The following is a 346-nucleotide window of genomic DNA, read 5'->3' on the forward strand; positions in this document are numbered from 1 at the left end:
GCACACGCCTTCGGTGAAAAAACGAGATAGCAACGGGGATATAGCTCAGCTGGGAGAGCGCCTGCCTTGCAAGCAGGAGGTCGCCGGTTCGATCCCGACTATCTCCACCAACGAAATCCCCGTCCAAAGTCATCGAAAAGCCCAGCGAAGCGGGTTTTCGATGAAGAGGAGAGGCAGCGAAATGAGCGAGCTTTCGCCAAAGGCGGAAGCGAGGGATATGGAGCATGCCGCGACGACGGGCCCGTAGCTCAGCTGGCTAGAGCGTGCGACTGATAATCGCAAGGTCGGTGGTTCGAGCCCACTCGGGCCCACCAAACAGTGATTTGCTGTTGGATCTCAGAGCCTT

Annotated in this window: 2 tRNA genes; both read left to right on the forward strand. The window is 57.8% G+C overall.

What is annotated here, in order from left to right:
- Positions 1–34 precede the first annotated feature (34 nt).
- A tRNA-Ala gene (locus ACTNBU_RS12785) sits at positions 35–110 on the forward strand.
- A gap of 127 nt (positions 111–237) precedes the next feature.
- Positions 238–314: transfer RNA gene (locus ACTNBU_RS12790), tRNA-Ile, on the forward strand.
- Positions 315–346 lie beyond the last annotated feature (32 nt).

This window comes from Dysosmobacter sp. HCP28S3_G4 (assembly GCF_052065175.1).
Lineage (GTDB): Bacteria > Bacillota > Clostridia > Oscillospirales > Oscillospiraceae > Oscillibacter.